This is a genomic window from Streptomyces sp. NPDC005408 (genome assembly GCF_040606445.1).
Taxonomy (GTDB): Bacteria; Actinomycetota; Actinomycetes; order Streptomycetales; family Streptomycetaceae; genus Streptomyces.
The window spans coordinates 1-18,479 of record NZ_JBEXEX010000082.1; the positions used below are offsets into that span (position 1 = coordinate 1).

14 protein-coding genes and 1 pseudogene are annotated in these 18,479 nt (G+C 69.8%); 7 read left to right on the forward strand and 8 right to left on the reverse strand.

Annotated elements, in window-relative coordinates:
• Positions 1–103: 103 nt before the first annotated feature.
• Positions 104–607, reverse strand: coding sequence for a DUF1203 domain-containing protein (locus ABZS64_RS36985; protein WP_355839242.1), 504 nt, complete (start codon positions 605–607; stop codon positions 104–106).
• Positions 608–781: 174 nt separating this feature from the next.
• On the opposite strand from ABZS64_RS36985, the gene pepN reads away from it, so the two are divergent.
• From pepN to ABZS64_RS37015, 6 genes are all read left to right on the forward strand, one after another.
• Entirely contained in the window at positions 782–3,352 is a 2,571-nt protein-coding gene (gene pepN, locus ABZS64_RS36990; RefSeq protein ID WP_355839244.1) for an aminopeptidase N, read from the forward strand.
• Positions 3,353–3,621: 269 nt separating this feature from the next.
• Positions 3,622–5,070, forward strand: coding sequence for an ATP-binding protein (locus tag ABZS64_RS36995; protein ID WP_355839246.1), 1,449 nt, complete (start codon positions 3,622–3,624; stop codon positions 5,068–5,070).
• The gene (locus ABZS64_RS37000) at positions 5,067–5,483 is read left to right on the forward strand and encodes a roadblock/LC7 domain-containing protein (protein ID WP_355839248.1); all 417 of its coding nucleotides are present in this window, start codon (positions 5,067–5,069) and stop codon (positions 5,481–5,483) included. Before ABZS64_RS36995 ends, ABZS64_RS37000 begins: the two co-directional genes overlap by 4 nt.
• Positions 5,480–5,839, forward strand: a complete 360-nt coding sequence (locus ABZS64_RS37005) for a DUF742 domain-containing protein (RefSeq protein WP_355839250.1) — start codon at positions 5,480–5,482, stop codon at positions 5,837–5,839. The genes ABZS64_RS37000 and ABZS64_RS37005 overlap by 4 nt, the downstream gene beginning before the upstream one ends.
• Positions 5,820–6,440: an ATP/GTP-binding protein gene (locus ABZS64_RS37010; RefSeq protein WP_355839252.1), complete on the forward strand. Its 621-nt coding sequence runs from the start codon at positions 5,820–5,822 to the stop codon at positions 6,438–6,440. Before ABZS64_RS37005 ends, ABZS64_RS37010 begins: the two co-directional genes overlap by 20 nt.
• On the forward strand, positions 6,437–7,807 hold the full coding sequence (locus ABZS64_RS37015; RefSeq protein ID WP_355839254.1) for a cytochrome P450: 1,371 nt from the start codon (positions 6,437–6,439) through the stop codon (positions 7,805–7,807). The genes ABZS64_RS37010 and ABZS64_RS37015 overlap by 4 nt, the downstream gene beginning before the upstream one ends.
• A gap of 3 nt (positions 7,808–7,810) precedes the next feature.
• Here the strand turns inward: ABZS64_RS37015 and ABZS64_RS37020 are convergent, their stop codons facing one another.
• The 3 genes from ABZS64_RS37020 to ABZS64_RS37030 all read right to left on the reverse strand — a co-directional run bounded on the left by ABZS64_RS37020 (position 7,811) and on the right by ABZS64_RS37030 (position 10,815).
• Complete coding sequence (locus ABZS64_RS37020; protein ID WP_355839256.1) at positions 7,811–8,920, reverse strand: hypothetical protein; 1,110 nt, start codon at positions 8,918–8,920, stop codon at positions 7,811–7,813.
• 3 nt (positions 8,921–8,923) lie between these two features.
• On the reverse strand, positions 8,924–9,814 hold the full coding sequence (locus ABZS64_RS37025) for a methyltransferase domain-containing protein (protein WP_355839258.1): 891 nt from the start codon (positions 9,812–9,814) through the stop codon (positions 8,924–8,926).
• A 152-nt stretch (positions 9,815–9,966) separates the two neighbouring features.
• Positions 9,967–10,815 carry a helix-turn-helix transcriptional regulator gene (locus ABZS64_RS37030; protein WP_355839260.1) on the reverse strand — a complete coding sequence of 283 codons (849 nt, stop codon included), beginning with the start codon at positions 10,813–10,815 and terminating at the stop codon, positions 9,967–9,969.
• A gap of 146 nt (positions 10,816–10,961) precedes the next feature.
• Here ABZS64_RS37030 and ABZS64_RS37035 point away from each other — a divergent pair, with 146 nt between their 5' ends.
• The gene (locus ABZS64_RS37035; protein WP_355839262.1) at positions 10,962–11,561 is read left to right on the forward strand and encodes an NAD(P)H-dependent oxidoreductase; all 600 of its coding nucleotides are present in this window, start codon (positions 10,962–10,964) and stop codon (positions 11,559–11,561) included.
• A 290-nt stretch (positions 11,562–11,851) separates the two neighbouring features.
• Here the strand turns inward: ABZS64_RS37035 and ABZS64_RS37040 are convergent, their stop codons facing one another.
• From ABZS64_RS37040 to ABZS64_RS37055, 4 genes and pseudogenes are all read right to left on the reverse strand, one after another.
• Entirely contained in the window at positions 11,852–13,195 is a 1,344-nt protein-coding gene (locus tag ABZS64_RS37040) for an ABC transporter ATP-binding protein (RefSeq protein ID WP_355839264.1), read from the reverse strand.
• A gap of 52 nt (positions 13,196–13,247) precedes the next feature.
• Positions 13,248–14,523, reverse strand: a pseudogene (locus ABZS64_RS37045) (MFS transporter).
• A complete protein-coding gene (locus tag ABZS64_RS37050; RefSeq protein ID WP_355839266.1) occupies positions 14,523–15,935 on the reverse strand; it encodes a citrate:proton symporter in 1,413 nt (470 codons plus the stop codon). Before ABZS64_RS37050 ends, ABZS64_RS37045 begins: the two are co-directional and overlap by 1 nt.
• Before the next feature lie 120 nt (positions 15,936–16,055).
• Entirely contained in the window at positions 16,056–18,269 is a 2,214-nt protein-coding gene (locus ABZS64_RS37055; RefSeq protein ID WP_355839268.1) for a molybdopterin oxidoreductase family protein, read from the reverse strand.
• Positions 18,270–18,479: the final 210 nt, after the last annotated feature.

An 18,479-nucleotide genomic window follows, 5' to 3' on the forward strand; every position in this document is an offset into this window, starting at 1 on the left:
AACCCCATTTTACACTCTCCTCCCCTCCCCTCTTTTTTTTGGTTTTGGGGGGGGGGGGGGGGGGGGGTGGGGGGGGGGGGGGGGCCCCCCCCCCCCCCCCACCCTACGGCCGCCGGACCTCGAACTGGAAGCAGCCGTACTCCACCGCCCTGACGTGGACCAGCACCACCCCCGGGTCCGCAAACGCCTCCCCCAGCGCCTCGTCGAACGCCTCCGTCGCCGCCTCCGGGATCTCCAGGAGGCGGCCCCCCGCGATGTGCCCCTCCGCGTCGTACCGCCGCAGCGTCCGCAGCGCGCCCGGCCGGGCGAAAGGGTAGCCGTCCCGCTCGCCGGGGCCCTCGCACTCCTCGGCGTGGATGAAGACCGGGCCCTGCTCGTCGTACGCACGGGGCCTGGCCCAGGTCTTCGCGGCCCAGCGGCGCAGCGGTGCGTACGAGACGAGGGCGATCCGCTCTCCGGTCGCGCTCGGCCGCAGACAGCAGCGCAGCGGGGCGCCCCCCTCGGTGTCGGTGTACGGGACGCACGCGCGGCCCGCGTCGTCGGTGTCGCGGAGCTGATTGAGTGCGGCGGGCTCGATGGGACGCGCGGTCCAAAGTGTCTCGTTCATGGGTTCAGCGTGGCGCTTCCGGGGCCCTGATTCCGGCGGAAAACGGACATGGAATTCGGCTCCGCAACACCGGGCCGAACCCTCGCTCCACGAGGCCCGGATTAAGGGCGGACAGCCCACCCGCACCCCGTGGAAAGATGGCCGCAAACGTCACGAAACCGAGGAGATGACAGCGTGCCTGGCACGAATCTGACCCGCGAAGAGGCGCAGCAGCGGGCGAGCCTGCTGACCGTCGACTCGTACGAGATCGACCTCGACCTGAGCGGCGCGCAGGAGGGCGGGACCTACCGGTCCGTGACCACAGTGCGCTTCGACTCCGCCGAGGAGGGTGCGGAGAGCTTCATCGACCTGGTGGCTCCGGCCGTGCACCAGGTGGTGCTGAACGGCAAGGCGCTGGACGTCGCCGCTGTCTTCCGGGATTCCCGGATCGCGCTGGCGCAACTGCACGCGGGGCCGAACGAGCTGAAGGTCGTCGCCGACTGCGCGTACACCAACACCGGTGAGGGTCTGCACCGCTTTGTCGACCCGGTGGACCAGCAGGCATACCTCTACACGCAGTTCGAGGTGCCGGACGCGCGCCGCGTCTTCGCCTCCTTCGAACAGCCGGACCTGAAGGCGACGTTCCAGTTCACCGTGAAGGCCCCCGAGGGCTGGACGGTCGTCTCGAACTCCGCCACCCCTGAACCCAAGGACAACGTCTGGCACTTCGAGCCGACGCCCCGTATCTCCAGCTACATCACGGCGCTGATCGTCGGCCCCTACCACTCGGTGCACAGCAGCTATGAGAAGGACGGCCAGTCCGTCCCGCTCGGTGTCTACTGCCGCCCCTCGCTCGCCGAGTTCCTCGACTCCGACGCGATCTTCGAGGTCACCCGCCAGGGCTTCGAGTGGTTCCAGGAGAAGTTCGACTACGACTATCCCTTCGCCAAGTACGACCAGCTCTTCGTGCCGGAGTTCAACGCGGGCGCGATGGAGAACGCGGGCGCGGTCACCATCCGCGACCAGTACGTCTTCCGCTCGAAGGTGACGGACGCGGCGTACGAGGTGCGTGCGGAGACGATCCTGCACGAGCTGGCCCACATGTGGTTCGGCGACCTGGTCACCATGGAGTGGTGGAACGACCTCTGGCTGAACGAGTCGTTCGCCACCTACACCTCGATCGCGTGCCAGGCCTACCACCCGGACTCGAAGTGGCCGCACTCCTGGACCACCTTCGCCAACTCCATGAAGACCTGGGCGTACCGGCAGGACCAGCTGCCGTCGACCCACCCGATCATGGCCGAGATCCGCGACCTCGACGACGTACTCGTGAACTTCGACGGCATCACGTACGCCAAGGGCGCGTCGGTGCTCAAGCAGCTCGTGGCGTACGTCGGTCAGGACGAGTTCTTCCGCGGTGTGCAGGCCTACTTCAAGGCCCACGCCTTCGGCAACACCAGGCTCTCCGACCTGCTGGGCGCGCTGGAGGAGACCTCCGGCCGTGATCTGAAGACCTGGTCGCAGAAGTGGCTGGAGACCGCAGGCATCAACATCCTGCGCCCGGAGCTGGAGCTCTCGGAGGAGGGTTACGTCACCTCCTTCTCCGTACGCCAGGAGGCCCCGGCGCTGCCCGCCGGCGCCAAGGGTGAGCCAACGCTGCGCCCGCACCGGATCGCGATCGGCTGCTACGACCTCGACGAGAGCGGCAAGCTGGTCCGTACGAGCCGGATCGAGCTGGACGTGGACGGCGAGCTCACCGATGTGCCGTTCCCGCAGAACACCCGCCGTCCCGCGGTGATCCTGCTCAACGACGACGATCTGTCGTACGCGAAGGTCCGCCTCGACGAGGAGTCGCTGCGGGTCGTCACCGAACACCTCGGCGACTTCACCGAGTCGCTGCCGCGCGCGCTGTGCTGGGCGTCCGCCTGGGACATGACGCGTGACGGCGAACTCGCCACCCGCGACTACCTGGCGCTGGTCCTCTCCGGCATCGGCAAGGAGTCGGACATCGGCGTCGTGCAGTCGCTGCACCGCCAGGTGAAGCTCGCGATCGACCTGTACGCGGCGCCGGAGTGGCGCGAGGCGGCGCTCACGCAGTGGACGGACGCGACGCTGGCGCATCTGCACGCGGCCGAGCCCGGCAGCGACCACCAGCTGGCATGGGCGCGCGCCTTCGCGGCGACCGCGCGCACGCCGCAGCAGCTGGACCTGCTGCAGGCGCTGCTCGACGGCACCGAGACGATCGAGGGCCTGGCGGTGGACACCGAGCTGCGGTGGGCCTTCGTGGAGCGGCTCGCGGCGGTCGGCCAGCTGGACGAGGACGAGATCGCGGCCGAGTACGAGCGGGACAAGACGGCGGCGGGCAAGCGTCACGCGATGACGGCGCGCGCGGCCCGGCCGACCGCCGAGGCGAAGGCCGAGGCCTGGGCGTCGGTCGTGGAGTCCGAGAAGCTGCCGAACGCCGTGCAGGAGGCGGTCATCTCGGGCTTCGTGCAGACCGACCAGCGCGAGCTGCTGGCCCCGTACACCGAGAAGTACTTCGCGGCGGTCAAGGACGTCTGGGACTCGCGCAGCCACGAGATCGCGCAGCAGATCGTGGTCGGTCTCTACCCCGCGCTCCAGGTCTCGCAGGCCACGCTGGACGCGACGGACGCATGGCTGGAATCGGCCGGCCCGAGCCCCGCGCTGCGGCGGCTCATCTCGGAGTCGCGCGCGGGCATCGAGCGTGCGCTGAACGCGCAGGCGGCGGACGCGGCCGCCGCATAACCGTCCAGGTCCTGTCCGGCCGATCTCGCCGGGCTCGCGTGCCCCGGCACGCACGCTCGCTGATCCGGTCCGATCGACCGGACGGGACCTCACCGCACAACCGCGCAGGCAGGCGCCCCGGGCCGAATGGCCTGGGGCGCATTCCGTTTCAGGGTGCGCGTGAACATCCCGCCAATTCAATGACCCGGCGTCATCTCCCTTAACCACAGCGAGATATGCTCCCGCCAATCGTCATATGATCTTTCCGGTTCGATGGTTTGAGGGTGCTGATGGTTCGACAAGAAAAGTCGACCGGAAGTCCGCGGAATGCGGCCGCATTCGGGTGGCTCCTGCCCGTCGCCGTGACCGCCGCGGGCACTGTGCTGGCCGCTGTCCTGGTCCCCGCCACGGCGCGCACCGCCGTGGTCTGGATCGGCGTCGCGGCCGTCGCACTCGTCGCCGTCGCCTGCGCCGAAGTGGCGCGGCGAGGCCGGCGGATCGAGGAGCTGAGCGCCCGGCTCGCCGAGCGGGAGGCTGTGCTGTCACGGCAGCAGGCCGAGACCGCACGGCTGGCCGGCGAGCTGCTGCCACAGGTGGTGGAGCGGCTGCGCAAGGGCGAGTTCCCCGAGGACGTGCTCGAATCGCTCGACGCCCCGGCCGAGCATCAGGCGGTGCTGAGCTCGGTGCTCGACGCGGTCGTCGCCGAGGAGGATCTGCGCGAGTCCGCACAGCGCGCCTTCGTGAACATCGCCCGTCGAGTGCAGGCCATCGTCCACCAACAGGCTCAGGAACTGCGGGAGATGGAGGACCGGCACGGCAAGTCGCCCGAGGTCTTCGGCGATCTGCTGCGGATCGACCACGGCACCGCCCTGATCGGCCGGCTCGCCGACTCCATCGCCGTGCTCGGCGGTGCGCGGCCCGGCCGCCAGTGGAGCAAGGCCGTACCGCTCTACAGCGTGATGCGCGGCGCCATGTCGCGGATCATCGACTACCAGCGCGTGGAACTCCACTCGGTCTCCGAGGTCGCCGTCGTCGGCACCGCCGTCGAGCCGCTGATCCATGCGCTCGCCGAGCTGCTCGACAACGCGACCCGCTACTCACCGCCGCAGGCCAAGGTCCATCTGACCGCCGTCGATGTGCAGTCTGGCATCGCCATCGAGATCGAGGACGGCGGTGTGAGCATGAGCGAGGAGGCCCGCAAGCGGGCCGAGCGCATGCTCCGCCAGGCCCAGCAGGGCATCGATGTCAACGACCTGGGCGAGACGCCCCGCCTCGGTCTCGCCGTTGTCGGCCGGCTGTCGCAGGTGTACGGATTCCAGGTCTCGCTGCGCTCGTCGGCCTACGGCGGTGTGCGTGCCGTACTCGTCGTCCCGCAGGCACTGATCACCACCACGTCGTCGGCGACCGGTCTGGCGCACGGCATCGGCGCGTCCTCCGGCCCCCGCGTGGCCGGCACGGTCACCGAGCAGCGCCCGTCGAGGCCGGTGACCGGACCCGCCCTCCACGCCCAGGTGGAGCCGCACCCCCACGCGGACGCAGAGGTCTCCGTCGTGAACGAACGGACCCCGACCGGTCTGCCGCAGCGGCGCCGCAAGGCCCCCGTCACCGACCCTGCCGCGACCGGCGAGCCCGAGCCGGAGGCAGCACCCGCGGTGCAGCCCGGCATGTGGCTGAGCGCCTTCCAGAGCGGCCTCGCCGGTGAGACCACCCAGACGAGCAAGGGAAACACGCAGCCATGATTCAGCAGCATTCCACCCAGACCAACATGGACTGGATGCTCAAGGACCTGGCAGAGGGCGTACCCCAGACCAGAAACGTGGTCGTTCTGTCCGCCGACGGGCTGCGCATGGCGCAGTACGGCGCGGACACCGACACCGCGGACCGGCTGGCCGCCGCCTGCGCCGGGCTGCAGAGCCTCGCGGGCGCCGTTGCCTCCGAACTGCCGCACAGCGACGGCCGGATGCACCTCGTCGTCATCGAGATGAGCGGCGGCTTCTTCTATCTGATGGCGGCGGGCCCGGGCGCGTTTCTCGCCGTGCTGGCCGACGAAGGGGTCGACGCCGGGCTGATGGGACAGCGGATGCGGGACCTCGTGCTGCGGATCGGAGAGCACATGAGCACGCCGCCGCGGCACGAGGGGCACACCGCGTGAGCAACCCGGGCGGGGACTGGGAGGAGAACAGTCCCGAGCGGCTCTACGTCATCACGGGCGGCCGCAGCGGCTCCTCCGCGCCCACCGCACTCGACCTGGTCACGCTGATCGTGGCCAAGTCGGGTTCTCGCCCCGGTATGCAGCCCGAGCAGGCCGCGATCATCCGGCTCTGCCAGGCTCCGCTCTCGGTGGCCGAGATCTCCGCGTATCTGAGCCTTCCGGTGAGCGTCGTCGCCGTGCTGCTCAGCGATCTGCTGGCCGAGGACCGGGTACTGGCCCGCGCACCCGTCAAGCCCGCCAAACTCCCCGACCGCGCTTTGATTGAGGCAGTGATCGATGGACTTCAGAAGCTCTGAGCAGGCCGTTGGGCCGCGCAGCGAGGACGTGCTGCCGGAGACGGCCACCGCCGCCGTCAAGGTGGTCATCGTGGGCGGCTTCGGAGTCGGCAAGACGACCCTGGTCGGCTCGGTGAGCGAGATCCGGCCGCTGACCACCGAGGAGACGATGACCCAGGCCGGGGCCGGCGTCGACGACACGGCGGGTGTGGAGCGCAAGACCTCGACGACCGTCGCCATGGACTTCGGCCGCATCAGCATCAACGAGGAGCTGGTGCTGTACCTGTTCGGCACGCCTGGTCAGGAGCGCTTCTGGTTCCTGTGGCGCGGGCTGTTCGAGGGTGCCCTGGGCGCGGTGGTGCTGGTCGACACCCGCCGCCTCGAGGTCAGCTTCGACGTCATCGGCCGCCTGGAGGAGCGCGGGGTGCCGTTCGTGGTGGCCGTCAACTCCTTCCCGGACGCGCCGGTTTATCCGCTGGACGAGGTGCGGGGCGCCCTCGATCTGCCGGCGTCCGTACCGATCGTCGACTGCGACGCGCGTACGCGCGCGTCCAGCCGCGACGTGCTGATGACGCTGATGCGGTATCTGCAGTCTCTTGCCGTTGCCAAGGAGGCCTCGTGACCACGCCCACGCCCCCGCCGGGCTGCCCCGCGCACCGGCTGTACGGCCCGGAGGCCGAGGCCGATCCCACGGGCCTGTACGAGAAGCTGCGCGCCGAGCACGGCGCGGTGGCCCCGGTCCTCGTCCAGGGCGACCTGCCGGCCTGGCTGGTGCTCGGGCACCGGGAGAACCTGGATGTGGCCCGTACGCCCTCGCGGTTCTCTCGCGACTCGCGCCGCTGGCGCGACATGCAGGACGGCAATGTCCCGGCGGACCATCCGCTGACGCCGGTCGCCGCCTGGCAGCCGGTGTGCAACTTCGCCGACGGCATGGAGCACGAGCGGCTGCGCGGTGCGGTCACCGAATCCCTGGAGCGCTTCGACCGGCGCGGAATCCGCCGCTATGTGAAGCGTTTCGCGGACCAGCTCATCGACTGCTTCGCCGAGCGCGGACGGGCCGATCTGGTCACGGACTTCGCGGAGCCGCTGCCCATGCTGGTGATGACCCAGCTGGTCGGCATGCCCGACTCCTACGGCCCGCGCCTGGTCGAGGCTGCCCGCGACATGATCAAGGGCACCGAGACCGCGGTCGCCAGCAACGAGTACGTCACCGTTGCGCTGAAGGCGCTGGTGGAGCGCAAACGGGCCGTGCCCGGGCGGGACTTCGCCTCCTGGCTTCTCGAGCACTCCACCTCGCTCACCGGGGACGAGATCATCGAGCATCTGCGGCTGGTGCTGATCGCCGCGTTCGCCACCACCGCGAACCTGATCGCCAACACCCTTCGCATGGTGCTCACCGACCGCCGCTTCCGCGCCAGCCTGTCGGGCGGCCACATGACGCTGCCGGACGCGCTGGAGCAGGTGCTGTGGGACGAGCCGCCGCTCGCCACGGTGCTGGGCCGCTGGGCGACCGGCGACACCGAACTGGGCGGCCGGCAGATCAAGGCCGGCGACATGCTGCTGCTCGGCCTCGCGGCGGGCAATGTCGACCCGGAGATCCGGCCGGACCTGTCGCAGCCCGTGCACGGCAACCGTTCGCACCTGGCGTTCAGCGGAGGGCCGCACGAGTGCCCGGGCCAGGACATCGGCCGGGCCATCGCCGACACCGGCATCGACGCACTCCTAGCCCGGCTGCCTGACCTCCAACTGGGCGTCTTGGTGGCCGAGTTGAGCTGGGAGTCGTCCCTGATGTCCCGGCAGCTGATTGCGCTGCCCGTGTCGTTCACTCCGGGCGGTTCCTCCGTCACGGCGTCCTCGGCCGTGCCCGGTACGCCCAAGGCGGAACCGCTGCCCCAAGCAGTCGTGCCGCCCGCCCCGGCCCCGGCTCCGGCTCCCCGGGACAGCGGACGGACGGCACGTTCTTGGTGGGCCCGACTGCTGCGCCGCTGACCGTCAGGCGTCGAGCTGCTGCCACCACCAGGCGATCGCCGGGATCGGCAGCGGCTCGGCGCTCGGGTCGCTCGGGGTGTCCCGCCAGGTGATGTCGTACGAAGCACCCTCGGCCGGAAGCTCGTTGCGGTTGCGCGGGCTGGCGTAGCGAGGCGCCAGGTTCTGCCATTCGATACAGCCGGACACATAGTGGCCGAGCGAGTCGAGGTAGCGGGTGAGCTGCTCGTCCGCGCCGGTGCAGAGCTGCTCCCTGAGCCGTACGAAAAGGGTCATGGCCCGGTCCCGCAGGGCCACCGCGGGCACGATCGCCTCGGCCGGTGTGCATCCCTCGTGCCGGGCGACCACATTGAGCAGGTTCTGCTCCCAGGGGTCCTGGTGGTCCTCCTTGTTGTACGAGTAGAGGTCGTTGTCGCAGGAGACGATGAAGCCTGCGGCGTCGGTCAGCGCCTGGACCGGAGCCGAGTACAGAACGTCTGCCGGCACGTGGATGCCGTTGGCCGCGTCGCACCAGGTGAGTGTGAAGCGGGTGCCGTTGACGGACATCCGCATCGCCGCGAAGTCGTTCAGGCTCGGCATGACGTTCCGCTCGGCGTTGGAGGTCTGCCAGCCCGCGCCGAAGAGCCAGTCCCTGGTGCCCTCGGTGAAGCGGCGCAGCTGGAAGGGCGTGAGCATGGCCCGGGTCCGTGCCACCAGATCGTCGAGCGCGGTGGTGAGCGGGCCCTTGGGCAGCAGCTGCGATCCCGGCGCCTCGATGGCACGCACCAGGCGCACGCTGTGGTCGGCGATGTCGGCGGTCCGGGTGGCGGTGGAGCCGGAGTCCTGCCAGTCGTCGACGGCGTTGGCCCAGTAGTTCCACTCGATGAACAGCAGGATCGGCTCGACGTCGCCGTAGGGAATGATCCGGCTGGTGAAGTCGGCGCTGTGGGTGGCGAGCCCCCAGGCGCGCTCGGTGGCGTCGGGATAGATGCCGAATTCGTCGATCCAGGCGACGGCGCGCTCCTCCAGCTCGGCCGCCTTGGCGTGGATCAGCTTCTCGTTGAAGGGGCAGTAGAACGGCGGCAGTTGCCAGCCGATCCGGGAGGCGCCACTGTCCTTCGCGTACACGGGAGGCATCGGTCAGTGGCCCCCGCCCAGCCGGAAGAGAAGCAACCGGGTCTCCATCGCGTGGTCGCGCCAGACGCGGAAGAGTTTGCCGTGCGTGATCGTCGACTCCATCAGCCGCTCACGGGACCAGGCGTGGCGCTCGACTCCGTGCTCCGCCCGCTCCAGCTCCGCGGTGTTCCAGGCCATGGACTGCACCCAGAACTCGGCGACCCGATCGGTGACGTCCTCGTCCTGCTCCAGCTCGAAGCCGGCCGCCTCGGCGGCGTATATGTACTCGCTGAGGGTGCCCAGCCGAGTCTTGTAGTAGCCGTCGATGAAGTCGGTCCACTCGGGGCGGCAGATGAAGTGCTCCTGGATTCCGAACCAGCCGCCGGGTCTCAGGGATGCGGCCACGACCTGGAAGAGGCGCTCGCGGTCCATGTAGCCGGAGCTCTCGTTGGCGTACGCGGCGTCGTACTTCTTCTTGCCCGGGGTGAAGTCGTGAACGTCAACGAGGCGAGGCCTGACGCGGCCGGTGACGCCCGCCTGCCGGGCGAGATCCTCGATGAGGGGGATGTGTTCACCTGCGACGGTGAGTCCGGTGACCTTGGCGCCGTGCTCCTGTGCCCAGTAGATCGAGCCGCCACCGACGCCGCAGCCTATGTCGAGGAGGCGGCCGGGCGGTGCGGTGTACGCGCCCCAACTGCGGGCCGCGTGTTCGACTATGGCCTCCTGGGAGGCGACGATGCGCTGCTTCAGCGCACGCTGGGAGACGGTGGTGTTGGGAGCCTCGCCGGGGGCGAAGAGACCCATGTGGAAGTGGATACGGGGACCGGGGCCGTACTTGTGCAGGATGTCTTCGGTCTTGCGCGAGTAGTAGATCGGCACTTGTGTCTCGTCGAATCTGACGAGGCTGTTCTCCATCGGGTCTCCGTGCGTCCTGAGTGGGGGTGACAGGGCGCATCAACTCTGCCCGAAAATGATCGTTTCCGTCACCCCCGTCTCAGCCGTCACACCGTCAATTTAGCGATACAGCAACAATGTTCACCTGCTGGGTGTCCGGAGAGAGTCACTGATCAGACGGCGCGGAGTCCGCCCGGCGTGCGGCCGGTGAGACGGTCCAGTGCGGCGGATGTGACGTTGTCGGCCGGGAGATGGACCAGAAGCCGCTGGTCGTCGTCGGCGGGCAGCTCGAGAGTTTCGTATGCCAGGCGAAGCTCGCCCGCCTCGGGATGCACCAGCCGTACGATGCCGCTGGACTCGGGCAGGCCGGGTACGGACTCCACCCGCTCGGCGAAGGCCGCGCCCGCGGTGAGCGCCAGCTCGTCGGCCAGCGCGCCCACATGGGGATCAGTCCGGAACGGCCCCTGCTTGAGCGCGGCGACCTGCTGGTCCGCCACACGGGCCCAGTCCGGATAGGCGGCCCGTGCCCGTTCGTCGGTGAAGACGAAGCGCGCGAGGTTGGGCGGGCTGCCGTCCAGGAGTCCGATCGGGCGCGCGAGCCGCTCGTACGCCTGAGTCCAGGCGAGGATCTCGCTCGCCCTGTTGATCAGCAGGGCGGGCGCAGGCTCGAGACGGTCGAGCAGAGCCTGCACGGTGGGGCGCACGGTGCGGTTGGGCGATGCGCCGCCCATGCAGGTGAAGCCGCGGTCGGCCGCCTTGGTGAGGCGGTGCACATGGATACGTTCGCTCGCGCTCAGCCGCAGCACGTCGGCCAGCGCGGAGAGCACCTGCGCGGACGGCCGGCGGTCGCGGCCCTGCTCGAGCCGGGTCACGTATTCGACACTGACCCCGGCGAGCGTGGCGACCTCGGTCCGGCGCAGCCCGGGCGTACGCCGCCGGGCTCCGGCGGGCAGCCCGACCTGCGCGGGGGTGACGGCCTCGCGGCGCGTACGCAGGAAGATGCCCAGCTCGTTGTCGCTCACCTTTCGAACGTAACAGCCGGAGCGGACGGGAGGGTGGCCCTGCTGCTACCAGCATCGGGGCGGCCTTCCTGGGGTGGCGCGGGACGGGCAGTTTGTTCTGCGTGACCGCCAGGGTCGCCCCGAAACCTTCCGGACGGAGCACAGTCATGACCAGTGACACCCTCAACCTCGTAGTGATCATCGGCAGTGTCAGGGAGGGCCGGTTCGGCCCGGTGGTGGCGCAGTGGTTCGCCGAACAGGCAGAGCAGCACGGCCGGTTCGCGGTCGACGTCATCGACCTCGCGGACACACCACCCCCCCTGGAACTGCCGCCGACCCCTCCGGCGCTCCAGCCCGACATGGACCGCCCGGCGGAGCTGGCGGACCTCACCCGGCGGCTCGGGGCGGCCGACGCGTTCGTCGTGGTGACCCCGGACTACAACCGCAGCTTCCCGGCGTCGCTGAAGGCGGCCATCGACTGGCACTACACCGAGTGGCAGGCGAAGGCGATCGGCTTCGTCGGCTACAGCGGGGCGAGCGGCGGGCTTCTGGCGATGGAACAGCTGCGCCAGGTCTTCAGCGAACTGCATGCGCATACGGTCCGGGACTACGTCTCGTTCCCGAGGTACTACGAACTCTTCGCCCCTGACGGCACGTTGCACGCCCCGGACGCCCCGAACGCAGCGGCGAAGGTGATGCTGGACCAGCTGCTCTGGTGGTCCGAGGCCCTCCACGCGGCGAGGCAATCCAGCCCCGCCGGCGTTTGAGCGCACGGGGGTTCGGGGGCGGAGCCCCCGCACGGGGTCCGGGCGGGGCCCCTGGGTCCTGTCCGGTCGATCAGGCCGGATCAGTGAGCGGCCCGCCGCGGAGCGGCTGATGTCACTGCGGTGCGTGCGATCGCAAGGCGGAGGAAGGAGCCGACGCGGAGCGTCGGCGACTGACGACAACGCAGCGTGGGGGCACCTCCCGTGCCCGAAGGGCTACGGGGGAGTGCGTGCCAGGGCACGCGAACCCGGCAAGATCCCAACGGCACCCCCTGAAGCGTAGCCGGGACGCGTCAGGCGTCCAGGCCCGGGAGGTCGAGCGGCGCAGGGCAGATCCTGCGGCCGTGGTGGTCGAAGACATACAGATGCGCGAGATCGACGAGGAGCGGCACCTGCGCGCCGGTGCGCAGCCACACATCGGGTCCCGTCCGCACGACCAGATCGCTCGTGGCCACGGCCGGGCGCTCGGCGGCGAGGGTCTGTGGCCGCGGCTCCGGGTCGTCCAGCGCCACGACCGGCCCCGAGACATGGGCGACCGCGCGCTCCTTGAGCCGGGTCAGCATGCCGGGGCCACTGCGGCTCCGGCGCCTGCGTACGGAGCCCTGCGGCCGGGGCGACTCCAGGTCGGCGACCACGGCAGGCTGCGAGCCGGTGTTGAAATACACCAGTGCCTCATGGCCCTGGTACTCCATGTGCTCGACGATGCCGGTCAGCGCGACCTCTCCCGGACGGGCCTGGCTCGGCGGAGCGATGCGGGTGGCCTCCGAGCGCAGGCCGACGATGATCTGCCTGCCCTGCTGAATACGGAGCAACTGGTGGTCGGCGCTGAGCGGTTCGGGCAGCGGAAGCCGCTGTCTGCCGAGGTCGATGGACATCCGGCCGTCCAGCGGCGCATAGACGACGGCCTGCAGCAGATTGATGCGCGGTGTGCCGATGAACGCGGCGACGAAGACGTTCTCGGGCAGGGCGTAGGTCTCGCGCGGGGTGCTCACCTGCTGGAGTACGCCGCCGCGCATCACCGCCACCCGGTCGCCGAGCGACATCGCCTCGGCCTGGTCGTGCGTCACGTACACGGTCGTCACCCCCAACTCGGCGGTGAGATGGGCTATTTCGGCCCGCAGATGGTTGCGCAGCTTGGCGTCGAGGTTGGACAGCGGCTCGTCCATCAGAAAGACGGAGGGTCTTCGGGAGATGGCCCGGCCCATCGCGACCCGCTGGCGTTCGCCGCCGGACAGCTGATTGGGGTAGCGGTCCAGGACGTCCTCGATGCCGAGCATCCGGGCGGTGGCCTCGATCTGCGGGCCGCAGTCCGCGCGCGGGTTCTCCAGCCGCAGCGGGAAGCCGATGTTCTCGCGGTTGGTCATGCTCGGGTAGAGCGCGAAGTTCTGGAACACCATCGCCATGGCGCGCTCGCGGGGCGGAATGTGGTTGGCGTACTCACCGTCCAGCAGCAACTCCCCCTCGGTGATGTCCTCCAGGCCCGCGATCATGCGCAGCACGGTCGACTTGCCGCAGCCCGAAGGGCCGAGCAGCACCACGAACTCCCCCGGCTCGATGTCGAGGGAGAAACGGTCGACGGCGCGACTGGCGCGCTCGTACCTCTTGCTGACGCTGCGCAGAGAGATGGCGCGACTCATAAGTTCCGCCAGGGGAAGAGGAGGAGCGACTGAGACGCCTGAAACTAGCCGACTACTCCCGGTCAGGGAATGAGTCGCGCGAAGGTTGGGGCTGGGCTTTTTGTACGGAGGCGTCCGCACCCGGCGGGCGCGGCAGCCCACCTGCCCTGGGGCTGTCGGCTCCAGGACGATCCGGGCGGCCCGGCTGCCGGGTGGCCATTCCGGCCGCCGCCAGAAGCAGTACGCCCAGCATGACGAAGGGAGCCGCCGTGCCCGCGATGCCCGCAACCAGTCCCGCGGATGCGGGCGCGGCGACCTGGCCGAGGCGATTTCCGGTCAGTCTCAGGGCGAGCGCGGTCGATCGCGCGTCGGCCGGGGCGGCCTGGACGACCGTCGTCATCGACAGCGGCTGGCCGACGCCCAGGCAGAAGCCGAGGACGGCGAGCATCAGGGCGAGCGTCCAGACCGGTGACGGGCAGCGCGATGCCCGCGCACAGCAGTCCGCCGAGCAGACAGGTCACGGTCATCAGCGCCGTACGGCCGAGGAGACGGATCATCGGGGTCATCACCAGGCGGCAGGCGATGGTGGCGGCTGCGCGCAGGCTCAGCAGCAGACCGATGGTCGCGGGTGCGATGCCTCGGTGTTCGCCGATCACCGGCAGATAGGCGGTGAGGATGTCGGTGGCGGAGAGCACGGCGAGGCTGATGAAGATCCCGGCCGGGACGCCCCGGGCGCGCAGGATGCGGTGGACGGGGACCTTCGGCCGGCTGTCGCGGGCCGCGCGTGCCTCCGTACGGCCTTCGATGCGCCACAGCGAGGTGAACGAGACGGCGGCGACGGCCGCAGAGACGACCAGGGCGAGTGCGCTGGTGCGGGCCATGTCGCCGCCGATCACCACGCCCGCGGCGATCGGTCCGACGAGCTGGCCGAGCGAGGCGCCGATGGTGAAGTGGCCGAAGTTGCGGTCCTGTTCGGCGGGTGCGGACTGGCGGGCGACGATCGACTGGGCGCCGATGACGAAGCAGAGATGGCCGAGGCCCATCACCCCGCTCCAGGCCGCCATGGCGAAGAGCGAGACCGCCGTACCGCTGAGGGCACACCCGCCGGAGATCAGGACGACACCGATGGGAAGCAGTGGTGCACACCGCCCGTGGTCCGTCCTGCGCCCCAGCGGTACGGCGGCGAACAGGGGAAGCAGCGCGTACACACCGGCGATCAGACCGATCGCGCGTTCGTCCGCGCCGAGGGCGAGCGCCCGGTAGGAGACCGCGGGCCGCGCCATCGACACCGCCCCCTGCGCGAAGCCGAAGGCGATGACGAGGCGCAGCAGCCAGCCCCTGGAAGGCATCAGATGATGCCGAAGAGGATTCCGGAACCGAGCACGATCAGCGAGGTGAGCGCGGCCCACTTGACGACGAACTTCGTGTGGTCGCCGAATTCGACCTTGGCCATGCCGACGAGGACGTACACGGCGGGGACGAGCGGGCTCGACATGTGCAGGACCTGGCCGGTGAGCGAGGCGCGGGCGATCTCCAGCGAGGTGACGCCGTGCGCGGAGCCAGCCTCGGCGAGGACCGGCAGGACACCGAAGTAGAAACCGTCGTTCGACATGAAGTAGGTGAGCGGGATGCTCAGGACGCCGGTGACGAGCGCCATGTGCGGGCCCATCCCCTCGGGGATGGCGCCGACGAGCCAGTCCGCCATGTGCTTGACCATGCCGGTGCCGGTGAGGACTCCGGTGAAGACGGCGGCGGCGAAGACCATGCCTGCGACGTTGAGGACGTTCTCGGCATGGGCGGCGATCCGCGCCCTCTGGTCGGTCATCTTCGGGTAGTTGACCGTCAGGGCGAGCGCGGCGCCGAGCAGGAACAGCACCGGGATCGGCAGCCACTCCATGATCATCGCGGTGAGCAGGGTGACCGTGAGGGCCGCGTTGAACCAGTACAGCTTGGGGCGCAGGGTCGCACGGTTCGGGTCGAGGCCCTTGAAGCCGTCGTCGCCCTCGTCCTGCTGGGGAACATCCGTACCGGAACCGGCACTTGCGGAGGTGGCGCTTCCGGAGGTGGCTCGCCCTTCACTGCCGCCGCCACCGGCCTTGACCAGGACCGTCTCGGTCTCCGGCCCCAGCACCTCGTCGAGGGTGAGGACACCCAGGCGCTTGCGCTCGCGCCGGCCCAGCACATAGGAGAGGGCGAAGACGAAGAGCAGTCCGACACCGAGCGCCGGGATCATCGGGACGAAGATGTCGCCCGCATCCACCTTCAGCGCGGTCGCCGCACGGGCGGTGGGGCCGCCCCAGGGGAGGGTGTTCATCACGCCGTTGGCCATGGCGGCGACGCCGGTCATCACGACCAGGCTCATCTTGAGGCGCTTGTAGAGCGGGTACATCGCCGAAACGGTGATCATGAAGGTGGTGGAGCCGTCGCCGTCGAGCGAGACGATCGCGGCGAGCAACGCCGTACCGACCACGACGCGCAGCGGATCCGCCTTGCAGAAGCGCAGAATGCCGCGGACGATCGGGTCGAAGAGACCCACGTCGATCATCACGCCGAAGTAGACGATCGCGAACATCAGCATCGCCGCGGTGGGGGCGAGGTTCCCGACACCTTCGATGACGTAGTCACCGAGGTGCGCGCCCTTCCCGACGAATACGCAGAAGAGTGCGGGGATGAGGACCAGCGCCGCGATGGGCGACATCTTCTTCATCATGATCAGGACCAGGAAGGTCGCAATCATGGCGAAGCCGAGGATTGTCAGCATGGGGGACACCTAACGTTCATCCTTGAACTCCCACCGGAGCGGCGGTTCGGATGACGTTAGGTGCCTCCAAGAGCCGTTAACAAGATGTTGACGTGTGAGCAATACGAGCAAAACCCCAGGTCATCGCAGTGGTGATAGACGGACGGGGAAACCGTTGAGCACAGCGGTGCCGGACAGCGGGTCGAGCCGCGAGCCGTCGAGCAGCTGATTGACATTGACTCCGGGACGCGCGGCGGCCACCGACATCCGGGTGCCCGGCCGGTCGTGCCCCCAGCCGTGCGGCAGGCTCACCACTCCGGTCCGTACCGCATCGGTGATCTCCACCGGGGCCTCGACCTGGCCACCGTCCGCGGTGATACGGGCGGGGGCGCCGTCCTCGAGACCCAGACGGGCCGCGTCGTCGGGGTGGACCTGGAGGGTGCAGCGGTTGGAGCCGCCGTTGAGCGTGGCGACGTTGTGCATCCAGCTGTTGTTGGAGCGCAGATGACGGCGGCCGACGAGGACGAGTGCGGTGGGCCGCTCGTCCCGCGCCCGCCTCAGCCTCGGCAGATCGGCGGCGATGGGGCCCGGCAGCAGCTCGACACGTCCGCTGCGGGTCCTGAGCACCTGCTCGATGCGGGGCTGGAGCGGCCCGAGGTCGACGCCGTGCGGGCTCTGCAGGAGCGTGTCGAGGGTCAGGTCGTACGGACCGAGGCGCAGCATCATGTCCAGGCGCCGCTCGGGCCCGGTGCGGCCGGTGAGCTGCGCGGTCAGTTCCTTGACGTCCTGGCCGTGGACCGGGGAGTGCGGGTCGGCGACGGCCTTGGTGAGGGTGTTCTCGATGACCATGTCGTCGACGGCCTCCGGCGGTGCGCCGTGCATGCCGCCGACGGCGAGCACCAGGCGGGCCTGGATCTCGCACTCGCCGAGCCTGCCCTCCTCGATGGGGACGGCGGCCGGGCTGTAGCGGGCCTGGTTGCGTACGGCGAAGGCGTTGAAGGCGAAGTCGAAGTGCGCGCTCTGGGACGGCGGCGGCGGGGGCAGCACCACATCCGCGTGCCGGGATGTCTCATTGAGATACGGGTCGACGCTGACCATGAAGTCGAGCGCGCCCAGCGCCCGGTCGAGCCGGTCGCCGTCGGGCGCGGACAGCACCGGGTTGGCGGCCAGCGAGATCACCGCACGGATCCGGCCGTCTCCCGGGGTGTCGATCTCCTCGGCGAGCGCGGCCATGGGCAGTTCGCTCTTGGCCTCGGGGTGGCCGCTGACCCTGGAGGCCCAGCGGCCGAGCGTGAAGCCCTTGCCGGGGGCGGCGGGGCGGGGCGCGCGGTCGGTGGCGGCAAGGGGGAAGAGCGCGCCACCGGGGCGGTCGAGATTGCCCGTGAGGACATTGAGCACGTCCACCAGCCAGTTGGTGAGGGTGCCGTATTCGACGGTGGAGCTGCCGACGCGGCCGTAGACGGCGGCGGTGGGGGCGGCTGCGAGCTCGCGCGCGATCGTACGGATCTCCTCGGCGTCCATGTCGCACGCGGCGGCGACCGCGGCCGGGGTGAACTCCCGCACGGCTTCGTCGACTTCGGCCACCTGCTCGACGTGCGCTTCGAGCGCCCCGAGGTCGGTGAGCTTCTCCTCGAAGAGGACGTTCGCGATGGCCGCGAGCAGCAGGGCGTCGGTCCCCGGCCGGATGGCGACATGCCGGTCGGCCAGCTGCGCCGTGCGGGTGCTGCGCGGGTCCACGACGGTCAGTGTGCCGCCGCGCTTGCGCAGCGCCTTGAGCTTGCCGGGGAAGTCGGCGGCGGTGCACAGGCTGCCGTTGGAGTCCAGAGGGTTGGCGCCGAGCAGCAGCAGATGATCGGTGCGGTCCAGATCGGGCACGGGGATGGCGACGGCGTTACCGAAGAGCAGTCCGCTGGAGACGTGCTTCGGCATCTGGTCCAGGGTGCTTGCGGTGAAGAGACTGCGGGTGCGGAGGAGCGTGAGCAGTACGGGAGGGTAGAGCGCGCCGGCCATGGTGTGGACGTTCGGATTGCCGAGTACGACGCCGACGGCATTGGGCCCGTACTCCTCGATCAGCGGCCTGATCCGGGCCGCGATCATGTCGAAGGCCTCGTCCCAACTGGCTTCCCGCAGCTCCCCGTTCTCGCGTACGAGGGGGGTGCGCAGCCGGTCGGGGTCGGCGTCGAGCTCACCGAAGGACGCGCCCTTGGGGCAGATGAAGCCCTGACTGAAGACGTCTTCCCGGTCACCGCGGGCGCCGGTGACGCGGCTGCCCTCGATGGTGAGGGTCAGCCCGCAGGTTGCCTCGCAGAGGGGGCAGATGCGCAGGGCGGTACGGGTGGCGGCTGTGCGGGACATGGGCCCTCCCGGGGCGGCGGCGGTGACGCGCGGTTCTGGCCCGAGCATACCGACCGGTATGCAGGGAGGGGAGGGGGTCGGCCGGTTCGGATCGTTGCGGGTGCGCCTGCGGCGGGTATCTTGACGGTGCGGCGAAACAAGACGGCCCCTGACCAAGTTGCCTGGTCAAGTGCCGATCACCTGCGGTGGGTGTGGGATTTGAACCCACGG